This is a genomic window from Nocardia sp. NPDC049707, from assembly GCF_040674855.1.
Classification (GTDB): domain Bacteria; phylum Actinomycetota; class Actinomycetes; order Mycobacteriales; family Mycobacteriaceae; genus Nocardia.
In genome coordinates this window covers 1-11,998 of sequence record NZ_JBFANN010000088.1, presented here as the reverse complement: position 1 = coordinate 11,998, position 11,998 = coordinate 1, and the positions used below count along the sequence as shown (strand labels likewise).

The window sequence follows — 11,998 nt, the reverse complement described above, 5'->3', positions numbered from 1 at the left end:
ACGCGGCAGGCACGACATCCCAGCAGCGATCAACTCTCCCGGCCCACCGGCAGGGGCACTGTCTTTCTTCAGGACTCAACGCGTCCAGGAACACCGAGTGCTCACCTACCAGCTGGCTACCACCAAGGAGTTTGCCGGATGGCTCACTCCCAGAACTGATTAGGACACCACTACCTCCAGGGCGCCGCACCCACCGACCCACGCGCCTCGCCGCTATGGGGAGATCTCGCGGGCATTCCGCCCCTGCTGGCGGTCGTCGGCGATCGGGAAGTGATGCTGGAAGACTCGACTCGACTGGTCGCCAAGGTGAACCACAGCGGTGGCGACGCTACTGCGGTGGTCTGTCATGGAGCGCCACATGCCTTCCCGTTGACCCTGCCGCGAGCGCCGGAGTCGAAACGCGCGGTCGACACGATCGTCAGCTTCCTCACAGCCGACCGCTGAACGCACTCGACATCACGCGCACCGATCACGACAATGTCGCTTTCGAGGAGAGCACGTGATCATCAGTATTCCTCGACATGACTACGCGACGAATAACCCCGCTGAAGATGTAGCGGCACTAGAGGAGACTGCGAGCTGGGTTCTCGCTGGGCTCGCATTTCGAGCACGAATCGAGCACATCCAGTAATATCGCCGCTCGACCCCTTACTCGGATCGTCCGGCACGTTCCTGCCGGTGATGGGATGTGATTTGGCATGGCCACCGTAACCTTCGACAGCGCGACTCGACTCTACCCCGGCTCGTCCAAACCCGCCGTCGACAAGCTGAATCTGGAGATCGCCGACGGGGAATTCCTCGTGCTGGTCGGTCCGTCCGGCTGCGGTAAGTCGACCTCGCTGCGAATGCTCGCCGGACTCGAGGATGTCGACGACGGACGCATTCTGATCGGCGCCAACGACGTCACCCATGCCGAACCCAAGGAACGCGATATCGCCATGGTGTTCCAGAACTACGCGCTCTACCCGCATATGACGGTCGCGGAGAATATGGGCTTCGCGCTCAAACTCGCCAAGGTCGCCAAGGCGGAGAAGCAGCGCCGGGTGCTGGAGGCGGCCAAACTGCTCGACCTCGAGCCGTATCTGGACCGCAAGCCGAAGGCGCTGTCCGGCGGTCAGCGCCAGCGCGTCGCGATGGGCCGGGCGATCGTGCGCCAGCCGCAGGTCTTCCTGATGGACGAGCCGCTGTCGAATCTCGACGCCAAGCTGCGGGTGCAGACCCGCACGCAGATCGCCCAGCTACAGCGTCGCCTCGCCACCACAACCGTGTACGTCACGCACGACCAGGTCGAGGCGATGACCATGGGCGATCGGGTCGCGGTACTCAAGGACGGCCTGCTGCAGCAGTGCGCGACACCGCGCGATCTGTACCGGGATCCGGCGAATGTCTTCGTCGCCGGATTCATGGGTTCGCCCGCGATGAATCTGTTCACCCTGCCGGTCGCCGACGGTGCGGTCGAGCTCGGCGGTGCCACCCTGCGGGTGCCGCGGTCGGTCGCGGATGCCGCTGAGGGGTCGGTGGTTGTCGGCGTGCGGCCCGAGCACCTGGAGATCGGTACGACGCTGGACAAGTCGGGTATCCGGATGGAAGTCGATGTCGTCGAGGAGCTGGGCTCGGACGCGTACATCTACGGCCGCACAATTGCCGAGGGCGCGACGAACGGCGCGGGCGAAACCATTGTGGCGCGGGCCGATTGGCGTAACCCGCCGGGGAAGGGCACCCGGGTGCAACTGTCGGTCGCGCCGGAGCACACCTACTTCTTCTCCGCCGTCGACGGCCGCCGCCTGTCCTGAAACCCGGTGCCCGGCACCGCTGTTCGCAAACTCGACGGTCGAACGACGACCGGCGCGAGGCGCGGGTAATGAAGATAGCGGTGCTGGGCACCGGGCGGGTGGGCGGTAGGCTCGCGAGCAAGTTGGTCGAGTTCGGTCATGCGGTGACGCTCGGCTCCCGGACTGCCGATAATGCGACGGCGACCGAATGGGCGGGCGAAACCGGTGGTGCCCACGGCACTTTCGCCGCTGCGGCTGCCGGATCGATGCATGCTGATGACCATGCGGCTGGAACTAGCCGGGCTGAAGGGGATTGGATTGAGACCGAAGTCAACTCGATGGACAAGAACGGTTGCCATTGCGGGGGTCATCTCCGCCTTGGTGACCACGATCTTGGGTGTCGGTGGCGCGGCTGCCGACGATACCGACCCGATCATCGCATCCAGCACTCTGCTGGCAGACCCTGTCGCTCCGGACGGATCGAAGATCGTCTCCGGTAAAATCAATGGACGCAATCTGACCTTGCAGGTCTTCTCGGTCGCTATGAACACGAATATCACCGTGAAAGTTCAGCGACCGAATGATGCATCGCAACCGCGCCCCGTTCTGTACCTGGTAAACGGCGCAGGCGGCGGTACCGATCTCGCGACCTGGTGGCATAACACCGACGTGGGCGACTTCCTGGCTACCAAAGACATAAATATCGTGATGCCGGTCGGTGGCGCATGGGCCTATTACACGGATTGGCAGAAGGAAGATCCGGTTCTCGGTCTCAATAAATGGCATACATTCTTCCTGGAAGAGTTGCCGCCCCTGGTCGACGCCACCCTCGGAACGAATGGCGTCAATGCAATCGCGGCGAACTCGATGACAGCCACCGCGGTACTGCAGATGGCGGAGATGAAGCCGGGCTTCTACGAGGCCGTTGCCGGTTACAGTGGGTGCGCTCAGATCTCGGACCCGATCGGAAAGCAGTTCGTCAAGTTGGTGGTAGAGACTTGGGGCGGGGGCGACACCCGAAACATGTACGGGCCTGATGACGATCCGGCATGGCTGGCGAACGACCCAGTGGTGAACGCCGAGCGCCTCCGTGGCACGCAGTTGTTCATTTCCACCGGGAGCGGATTGCCGGGGATACACGACACCATGGACAGCCCGTTCACTTTGAGCAAAACTCCCTACGGGCTGGCAAACCAACTCGTTATCGGTGGTGTCATCGAGGCTGGTACGAACTGGTGCACCCATAACCTGCAGGATCGACTCACCGAGTTGCAGATTCCCGCGCAGTTCGAGTTCGCGCCAGAGGGCACCCATTCCTGGGGATACTGGCAAGACGCTTTCTACAGGTCCTGGCCGACTTTGGCCAGCGGCCTGGGGTTGCCCGAGTAACTCTGGACATTCCAATTTGAAACTGCTGCCCGAATGTGGCAGCAGTTTCATTTCACCGAGGACATCAACTACGCGGTGGTCACCGCCTGAGCGGATTACTTCGCCGAGCGTGAATATTCGGGGTTGAGTCGCACCCCGAGTTCTTCCAAGTCGATCTCGCGACCCGTTTCGCTGCGCACCTGCACCCGGACCGGCGCGCCGCTGGACTCCTCGACCAGCAGCAACGGTGCGGGTCCCGGCTGCAGGTACGCATCACCCCACTGCATGAGCGCAAGCACCGCGGGCAGTAGATCGCGGCCCATATCCGTGAGCACGTACTCGTGGCGCGTCCGCTTGCCCGCTTCCTGATACGGCCGTTTGGCGAGCAGCCCGGCCTCGGTGAGCTTGCGGAGCTGGCCGGACGCCGCGACGTCGGTGATGCCGACCCGGGCGGCGAAACCGTCGAAGCGGGTGGTGCCGTAGTAGGCCTCGCGCAGGATCAGGATCGCCGACCGGTTGCCGATGAGGTCCATCGCCTTCGCGATCGAGCATTCCGCGGGTTTCCACGCGCTCAAATCGGCCAACGGTCCTTCCATCACGGCTGCCATGACGAACATCATAGCGATACCTGGCTTGAGTCGACTATATCCAGGCGTTAACCTGACTATAAGCCAATAGAGCCAGGCGGAGGAGCTCGGCTCGCGGTTCGAAAGGAACCACTATGAGAGACGCGGTGATTGTCGAAGCGGTACGCACGCCCATCGGCAAGGGCAAGCCGAACGGAGCACTGCACAACGTCAACGCGGTGGACCTGCTCGCCCACAGCCTGCGCGCGGTCGTCGACCGCAGTGGCATCGATCCGACGCTCATCGACGATGTGATCGGCGGCATCGTCACCCAGATCGGCGAGCAAGGTGCCAATATGACCCGGCGCGCGGCGCTGGCCGCGGGCTATCCGGAGTCGGTACCGGCGACCACGGTCGATCGCCAGTGCGGCAGCAGTCAGCAGGCCATTCATTTCGCCGCACAGGGCGTGATCGCCGGGGCGTACGACATCGTGGTCGCGGCGGGGGTCGAGTCCATGGGACGAATTCCCATGGGCGCGAACATGATCGGATCCGAAGACTTCTCCGGTGTCGGCTTCGCCGAGCGTTATCCGGAAGGGCTGGTGTCCCAGGGCATCAGCGCCGAACTCATCGCGGCCCGCTGGGGACTGACCCGCAACCAGCTCGACGAATTCGCACTCGGCAGCCACGAAAAGGCTGCGCTGGCAACGAAGAACGGCTCGTTCGCCGGTCAGCTGGCGCCCATCGCCGGACTGGAGACCGATGAGGGCATCCGGGTCGGCAGCACCCTGGAAACCCTCGGCACACTGCGTCCCGCCTACTACGACGCGGCCATGGCTGCGCGCTTCCCGGAAATCGGCTGGCAGATCACCGCCGCGACCGCGAGCCAGGTCAGCGACGGCAGCGCCGCCGTGCTGATCATGACCAGCGAACGCGCCACCGAACTCGGGCTGAAGCCGCTGGCCCGGCTGCACAGCTTCGCGGTGGCCGGTGACGATCCGCTGCTCATGCTGACCGCCGTCATCCCGGCGACCCGAAAGGTCCTGCAGCGCGCGGGACTGCAGCTCTCGGATATCGATCTGGTCGAGATCAACGAGGCATTCTCGCCGGTGGTGCTGGCCTGGGCGCACGATACCGGTGCGGATATGTCGAGGGTGAATGTGAACGGCGGAGCCATCGCCATCGGTCATCCGCTCGGCGCTTCCGGCGCGCGCCTGATGACCACGCTGGTACACGCCATGCAGGAGCGCGGTGCCCGCTACGGTCTGCAAACCATGTGTGAGGCAGGCGGTTTGGCCAACGCCACCATTATCGAACGGCTCTGAGTCACCCGAGTGCCGCGGCACCGGTCCCGGATCGGCGCCGCGGACTCAGAGAGAAACCAGCACCACCGCAATCAGAAAGCCGAGCAGCCACGACTCGACAATCAATGGCACCGCCACCAATGGTGTCCATGCGACCCGGCGTCGGTGACGAATCTTCCCGGCCACCATAACGCCCACCGCGACGACCGAAACCGCAATACCAACCCACGCAACGCAATACGCGACCGGCAGATAGCGCACACCGCCATCGGGATCCGCGCCGCGCCCGAGAAATTCGTACAGCGGCACGAAAGCAGCCACCAGCCAGCCGAACCCGACCGCGAACACCGACCCGAGTACCACTCTGATCGCATTCGCCAGCCGCAGCTTCCACCGACTCGACCCCATACCCCCAGCATGACCGGTCGATCGGGCTCGCACATCCCGGCGCGCCCGCGCTCGGTACGACGAGCATGCGCACCAACGCATCCAGGCACCGCACCACACCCGCATCCACGCAGCCGCGCCCCGCCCAAGGCACCAAACCAAAGCGGTGTACTTCGGCCCGACTTCGCCGATTCACCTGCAGCAATATGATCACTGGATCGAGCACGCGACTGCGGCCATCCCGGTCGAGCGGTTGCTGGCGGAGCCGGTCCGCGAGGCACACGCCGTGATGGTGCGGGAGACCGGCCGCAATCTGTCCCCCCGCGACCTCGGGCCAACCAATTCGTCGCGGACCACCGCCATCCTCAGCAGCAGAAACACCGAACGCGGCCGACGAGCGGCCGGCCACGCGGGCGGCCCGCCTCCGAGCGCAAATGATTGCCGATCCCGACGGTTGACCAGCGGCGACAGGCACTTGACAGGAATTCAGCCGGACAGCGCCCACCCCAGGCGGCGCGGTGGTCCAACGCGGTGTGCGAACGATTCGCCGATCCGGCCTGCGATGGCCTTGCCAGCTACGGCAGGCGCACCGTGCGGGCGGTGACACCGGGCTCGCTAGGCTGCACGGTGATGAGCGAAACCTTCGTCTACGCCATTCCGCTGCGGACCCGGTTCCGTGGCATCACAGTGCGCGAGGGGATGTTGATCAGGGGTCCGCTCGGTTGGGGGGAGTTCTGTCCCTTTCCCGAATACGACGATCGGGAGGCAGCCGGGTGGCTGGCGACCGCGGTGGAGCAGGCGACGGTGGGGTGGCCGAAGCCGGTGCGTGAACGGATTCCGATCAATTGCACAGTGCCCGCCGTCGATCCGGAGCGAGCGCATGCGATTGTGACCGGGTCCGGATGCCGCACCGCGAAGGTGAAGATTGCCGACCACCCCGATTCACTGGCCGAGGATCTAGCGCGGGTCGAGGCGGTCCGGGACGCACTGGGGCCGGATGGCTCGGTACGCGTGGATGCCAATGCGGTCTGGGATGTCCAGACCGCCGTCACACACATCAAGCAGATCGACCGTGCCGCAGGTGGTTTGGAGTACGTCGAGCAGCCGTGCCGCACCATCGAGGAACTGGCCGCGGTGCGCCGTCGTGTCGATGTGCGAATCGCCGCCGACGAATCCATCCGCCGCGCCCAGGATCCCCTGCGCGTCGCGGTGGCGGGAGCCGCAGATATCGCGGTGCTCAAATGCACCCCATTGGGCGGTGTCCGCCGCACACTCCAGGTCGCCGAGGCCGCCGGTCTGCCGTGCGTCGTCTCGTCCGCCCTCGAAACCAGCGTCGGTCTGGCCGCCCAACTCGCCCTCGCCGGCGCGCTCCCGGAACTCGAATTCGCCTGCGGCCTCGGCACTTTGTCACTCTTCGAGGGCGACCTGGTATCTGAATCACTGCGCCCGGTCGACGGCTTCATGCCGGTCCCGCAGACTCCGCCCACACCGGACCCGGCCCTCCTCGAGCACTACCGCCACCCCGACCCAGCACGAACCCGCTGGTGGGAAGACCGCCTGACCCGAGTCCGCGCCCTGCCCCCACCCCAGTGACCGAGTCCGCAAAGTAGTACGCAGCGACCTCAACCCAAGCGCACACCACAGCCGAGCATGCTCGACCGCAGAACTAGCCCCGCCTCCGGGCCGATAATGCCGTCGACGAGTTCCAAGTAGCGGCCGCAAAATTCGGGGCCGTGGGGAGCCATCGATGCGGTGGTGGGCTGGAGGTGGTGGGCCAATTCGTGCAGGATCACCAGTTCGCGCAAGGCCCATGCGGTCGCGCCGGTGTGCAGTGGAACGGCCAGCACCGCGTCCGCGGCCTCGTAGTGGGCGGCGGCGGTTCCGGCGCGGGAGCGGACACGGACGGGGATCGTGGCGCGGTCCCATTGCGCCCGAACCCAATTGAGTCGCAGCACCTTATCGGTGTAGGTCTGTACCGATTCGACCGAGGCGAAGCGGCGCTCGATCGGCAGCGTGAGGTGTGAACCATAGAACTCCACCGTGCGATTACCGTGTTCATCGGCTCGATCGAATACGCTTCGCACCAACTGCTCGGCGTCATACACCATGGCGCGCTGACTATCTCGCGCACTCACCGAACCGAGCCCATTCGATCGATTCGAAGGATCCGGTCCTCAGCTGCGTCCATTCCTCGCTCGCTGCCCTCGGTCACGTCGACCCGCTTCCGGGCAATTGCCCACGCGCGGCACCGAGTTCGGGGGAGGTCCCCAACCGCGCGGCTCGCCCCGCCCGATCACCCGCATGCCGGGCGGCAGCGGAATGTCCGGCCGACGCCTGTGGACCGCGCCAGGTACCGCGGGCATCGGAGGTCTTCGTGTAGAAGTCGGTGAGCTCGATTTCCTTATTGCGCAGGGCCAATGCCGTACCTGTCGCGACGATTTCGGGCACAACCTCGGCCTCCACCTCCGCCCTCACCTCGGCCAGGCGACGGCCGATCCGCGCGGCGAATGCCATCTGAAAGTTCAGCCGCGCGGTAACCGCCGCAACCGGCGCTTGGACGCGCCGCTGTACCTTTCGGCCCCAGCGCTTCTCCGTGACGATCTTTTCGACGGTGGCCGACCGATACTGTCCGGATTTGATGTACTGATCCGACGCACGCACCATCTGCACCAGGAGACTGGCGTAGAGGGCTTCGCACGTATCGATATCGGAATCGAAGCCATACGCATAGACCTGTGTCGATGTGCGTGCAACATCGCAGCGCACATCATTGGCCGCGGCGATCGCCACGAACAACTGCACGTAGGTGCGTAACCCCTTCTTGCCGGATTCGCCGATCGGAATCATCCGCTGCATCGGCGTCGGCCTGCGCTCACGTCCGGCGATATGCGCGCGGGCGACCGCGAGGTCGATCGAGGACCTGGTCGCCAACCGCTGGGCCGCGGCCAGAAAGGCCTCGGCCTCATGCTCGTTATCGGTCGATTCGGCTTGGCGCAGCAACCCACCGATCCGGGTGAGCATCCGGTCGGGGACCGCATTCGGCGAAGTCATCGATGGCCAGCCTAACGAGCGACAATGACGTCGCGGCGATGGCGTCGGACCCCCGGAGACAACCCCTGTTACGAGCACAATCGGCGCGTCACATATAACAACCATGTATCTTGCCTTGTGCACCTGCCGGGTGTGCTGCTGCTCACGTCTCGATCTTGGAGTGTTCGCGATGGCTTTGAAAAAGGTGACATCTCTACGTTCGTCGCTCGTACCACGAGCGGCGTTGGTAGCTGCCTCCGCTGCGCTGCTCATGGCGACGTTCACCAGTGCCTGCTCCAGCGATAACAGCGGCAATCCAGCCAGCCAGAACCTCACCGGTCGCGGCCCGATCACCTACGTCGAGGGCAAGGACACCACCGAAACCGGCGCGGTCAAGCAGCTGATCGAGCGCTGGAACGCCTCGCACCCGGACGAGCAGGTCACCTTCAAAGAGCAGTCCAACGACGCCTCGCAGCAGTACGACGACCTGGTCGAGCACATGCGCTCCAAGCAGTCCACCTACGACGTGGTCGCCCTGGACGTGCCGTGGACCGCGGAATTCGCCGCGAAGGGCTGGATCCAGCCGCTGAAGGACACCTTCTCCATCGACACCTCGGCACTGCTGTCCCCAACGGTCGCCAGCGCCACCTACAACAACACCCTCTACGCCGCACCGCGAAACACCAACGGCGGCTTGCTGTTCTACCGCAAGGATCTGGTGCCGAATCCGCCCAAGACCTGGACCGAGATGCTGGCGCAGTGCCCGATCGCCAAGCAGAACAATATGGGTTGCTACGCGGGCCAGCTCGCGCCGTATGAGGGCCTGACGGTGAACGCGGCCGAGGCCATCAACGCCTACGGCGGCACCTTCGTCGGCGCGGACGGCAAGACCCCGACCGTGAACACCCCGCAGGCGCGCGCCGGGCTCAAGGTGCTCGTCGATGCCTACAAGAACGGCGATATCCCGAAGGAAGCCATCACCTTCAAGGAGCCGGAGAGCGCCAACGCCTTCAATACCGGCAAACTGCTTTTCATGCGCAACTGGCCGTCCACCTTCGGTGACGCGGGTGCGGAATCCTCCGCGGTCAAGGACAAGTTCGGCGTCGCGCCGCTGCCCGGCGAGAACGGCGTCGGCGCCTCGACCCTTGGCGGCTACAACGCGGCGATCAGCGCGTTCTCCAAGAACAAGGCCACCGCGCTCGACTTCCTGCGCTACCTGATCAGCGAGGACGCCCAGCACATCGTCGCGGCCGGTGCGCTGCCCTCGGTGCGCGCGTCGATGTACGACGATCCGGCGCTGATCGCGAAGATGCCGTACCTGCCCGCGCTCAAGGATTCGATCGCCAACGCGGTACCGCGTCCGGTCACCCCGTTCTACCCGGCGGTGTCGAAAGCCATCCAGGACAACGCCTATGCTGCGTTGAACGGAACCAAGTCCGTCGACGACGCGATCAACGGTATGCAAAAGGGCATCGAGACAGCCGGATCGTAGCGAGTACAAGAGCGGACCCGACCACCCCGTAGGAGAGAGAAACGGTGTCGGATCCTTCGGGAACGGCCACTCGCGTGCCGAGCGACGGCGATCAGCCGACGAAGCGCGGATTCGGTGGCACCTTGGCATTGGAGTTGCGGCGTTCCGGCAAGGCGTGGTTATTCGTCACGCCCGTGCTGATCACCCTCGCGGTGATCGTCGGCTATCCGGTCTTCCGCGCGTTGTACATGTCGTTCCAGAAGGATCCCGGACTCGATCCGGCGACCGGCATGTTCGTCGAGGGCGGCAGCGCGGGCTTTTCGAACTACACGCACTGGCTGTTGCAGCAGTGTCAGGCGGGCGGCGAGACGGTGTCCTGCCCGACCGGCAATCTCGGCTCGCAGTTCTGGCTGGCCATCGGCGTGACGCTGTTCTTCACGGTGATCACGGTGACGCTGGAGGCCACCCTCGGCCTCGGCATGGCCATGGTCATGGGCAAGACCTTCAAGGGCCGGGCCCTGCTGCGCGCGGCGGTGCTGGTGCCATGGGCGATTCCGACCGCGGTCACGGCTCGACTGTGGGAGTTCATGTTCCAGTACGACGGCGTGGTGAACCGGATCTTCGGCACCCACATCCTGTGGACCTCGGAGGCCTGGCCCGCGCGGTTCGCGGTCATCGTCGCCGATGTCTGGAAGACCACGCCGTTCATGGCATTGCTGCTGCTGGCCGGTTTGCAGGTGATTCCGGCCGATGTCTACGAGGCCGCCAAGGTCGACGGTGCCTCGGCCTGGCAGCGCTTCACCCAGATCACGCTGCCGCTGCTCAAGCCGGCGCTGCTGGTCGCGGTGCTGTTCCGCACCATGGACGGACTGCGCCTGTACGACCTGCCCGCGATCATGACGCTCGGCAACCCGTCCACCCGCCCGATTTCGGCGCTGGTGGTCGAACAGGTCCGCCAGGGTCCCAATAGTGCGGCGGCACTGTCGACGATCACCTTTCTGCTGATTTTCGCGGTGGCGTTCCTACTGGTAAAGGTCATGGGCGCCAATGCCGTTCGGACCCAGGAAGAACAGCGGGAGGCGCACTGATGACCACCGTGACCACCGTGACCACCCCAAGGCCCGCGGCCCAAAAGAATGCGGCGCAGGCGCCGTGGACCAAGAGCCTCGGTTCGGTGCGGCTATATCTGGGCGCGCTGATCGTGCTGGTGTGGGGTCTGGCCCCGTTCTATTGGATGGCCGTCACCGCATTCCGCGATCCGGACTACACCTTCGACAACACGCCGTGGCCCACCCACGTCACCTTCGAGAACTTCCGCAATGCCTTCGACACCAGCCGCGGCAACGACTTCGGTAAGGCACTGGTCAACAGCGCCATCATCGGCGCGGTGACCACGGTGGTCGCGCTGGTGCTCGGTGTGCTCGCCGCCTATGCACTGGCGCGGCTGACCTTCAAGGGCAAATACCTGGTCTCCGGGCTCATCCTGTCCGCGTCGATGTTCCCGGTGGTCGTGCTGGTCACCCCACTGTTCCAGCTGTTCACCAACCTCGGCTGGATCGGCGAATACCAGGCGATGATCATCCCGAATATCTCGTTCGTGTTGCCGATGACCGTCTACATCCTGGCCTCGTTCTTCGCCGAACTGCCGTGGGAACTCGAGGAGGCCGCCCGCATCGATGGCGCGACCAAGATGCAGGCCTTTCGGCTGATCATGCTGCCGCTGGCGGCGCCAGCGGTATTCACCACCGCGATCCTGGCGTTCATCGCCTCGGTCAATGAATATCTGCTGGCCCGGCTGCTCTCCAGCGATAAGACCGAACCGGTGACCGTCGCGATCGCGCGCTTCTCCGGTAACAATCCGCTGGTGCAGCCCTACGCCGCGATTATGGCCGCGGGCACGATGGTCACGATTCCGCTGGTCATCATGGTGCTGCTGTTCCAGCGCCGCATCATCTCCGGTCTCACCGCGGGTGGTGTCAAGAGCTAGCTGTGTTGGATTTGCCGCGCCTTCGGCGCGGCGGGTTCGCGGCCCCCTTCAGTCTCGCGTCCGAGTCGTCGAGACTCGCGCCTGCGGCGCATGCGCTTCGACGACTCGGACGC

At 64.8% G+C, this 11,998-nt stretch carries 12 protein-coding genes and 1 pseudogene; 9 read left to right on the top strand and 4 right to left on the bottom strand.

Annotated features, from left to right (window positions below):
* Positions 1–177: 177 nt before the first annotated feature.
* The 4 genes and pseudogenes from AB0J29_RS36335 to AB0J29_RS36320 all read left to right on the top strand — a co-directional run.
* A pseudogene (locus AB0J29_RS36335) lies at positions 178–444 on the top strand (alpha/beta hydrolase fold domain-containing protein); the annotation flags it as partial.
* A 254-nt stretch (positions 445–698) separates the two neighbouring features.
* A complete protein-coding gene (ugpC, locus tag AB0J29_RS36330) occupies positions 699–1,793 on the top strand; it encodes a sn-glycerol-3-phosphate ABC transporter ATP-binding protein UgpC (RefSeq protein ID WP_364795686.1) in 1,095 nt (364 codons plus the stop codon).
* Between the two features lie 68 nt (positions 1,794–1,861).
* Entirely contained in the window at positions 1,862–2,272 is a 411-nt protein-coding gene (locus AB0J29_RS36325; protein ID WP_364795683.1) for an NAD(P)-binding domain-containing protein, read from the top strand.
* Entirely contained in the window at positions 2,163–3,161 is a 999-nt protein-coding gene (locus AB0J29_RS36320) for an alpha/beta hydrolase family protein (protein WP_364795691.1), read from the top strand. The genes AB0J29_RS36325 and AB0J29_RS36320 overlap by 110 nt, the downstream gene beginning before the upstream one ends.
* Before the next feature lie 95 nt (positions 3,162–3,256).
* Here the strand turns inward: AB0J29_RS36320 and AB0J29_RS36315 are convergent, their stop codons facing one another.
* Complete coding sequence (locus tag AB0J29_RS36315; RefSeq protein WP_364795680.1) at positions 3,257–3,748, bottom strand: helix-turn-helix domain-containing protein; 492 nt, start codon at positions 3,746–3,748, stop codon at positions 3,257–3,259.
* Between the two features lie 113 nt (positions 3,749–3,861).
* Between AB0J29_RS36315 and AB0J29_RS36310 the strand changes: the two genes are divergently transcribed.
* Positions 3,862–5,031, top strand: a complete 1,170-nt coding sequence (locus AB0J29_RS36310; RefSeq protein ID WP_364795678.1) for an acetyl-CoA C-acyltransferase — start codon at positions 3,862–3,864, stop codon at positions 5,029–5,031.
* Positions 5,032–5,076: 45 nt separating this feature from the next.
* On the opposite strand, the gene AB0J29_RS36305 is transcribed toward AB0J29_RS36310, so the two are convergent.
* Positions 5,077–5,358 (bottom strand): hypothetical protein, encoded by a 282-nt coding sequence (locus AB0J29_RS36305; protein ID WP_364795676.1) that lies wholly within the window; start codon positions 5,356–5,358, stop codon positions 5,077–5,079.
* Positions 5,359–6,027: 669 nt separating this feature from the next.
* On the opposite strand from AB0J29_RS36305, the gene AB0J29_RS36300 reads away from it, so the two are divergent.
* Positions 6,028–6,990 carry an o-succinylbenzoate synthase gene (locus AB0J29_RS36300; RefSeq protein ID WP_364795674.1) on the top strand — a complete coding sequence of 321 codons (963 nt, stop codon included), beginning with the start codon at positions 6,028–6,030 and terminating at the stop codon, positions 6,988–6,990.
* Positions 6,991–7,019: 29 nt separating this feature from the next.
* Here the strand turns inward: AB0J29_RS36300 and AB0J29_RS36295 are convergent, their stop codons facing one another.
* Complete coding sequence (locus AB0J29_RS36295; RefSeq protein ID WP_364795672.1) at positions 7,020–7,532, bottom strand: TIGR04338 family metallohydrolase; 513 nt, start codon at positions 7,530–7,532, stop codon at positions 7,020–7,022.
* Between the two features lie 73 nt (positions 7,533–7,605).
* Positions 7,606–8,448: a DUF2786 domain-containing protein gene (locus AB0J29_RS36290; RefSeq protein WP_364795670.1), complete on the bottom strand. Its 843-nt coding sequence runs from the start codon at positions 8,446–8,448 to the stop codon at positions 7,606–7,608.
* 169 nt (positions 8,449–8,617) lie between these two features.
* Here AB0J29_RS36290 and AB0J29_RS36285 point away from each other — a divergent pair, with 169 nt between their 5' ends.
* From AB0J29_RS36285 to AB0J29_RS36275, 3 genes are all read left to right on the top strand, one after another.
* Entirely contained in the window at positions 8,618–9,919 is a 1,302-nt protein-coding gene (locus AB0J29_RS36285) for an ABC transporter substrate-binding protein (RefSeq protein ID WP_364795667.1), read from the top strand.
* A gap of 122 nt (positions 9,920–10,041) precedes the next feature.
* Positions 10,042–10,986: a sugar ABC transporter permease gene (locus tag AB0J29_RS36280; protein WP_364795689.1), complete on the top strand. Its 945-nt coding sequence runs from the start codon at positions 10,042–10,044 to the stop codon at positions 10,984–10,986.
* Positions 10,986–11,885, top strand: a complete 900-nt coding sequence (locus AB0J29_RS36275) for a carbohydrate ABC transporter permease (RefSeq protein ID WP_364795665.1) — start codon at positions 10,986–10,988, stop codon at positions 11,883–11,885. Before AB0J29_RS36280 ends, AB0J29_RS36275 begins: the two co-directional genes overlap by 1 nt.
* Positions 11,886–11,998 lie beyond the last annotated feature (113 nt).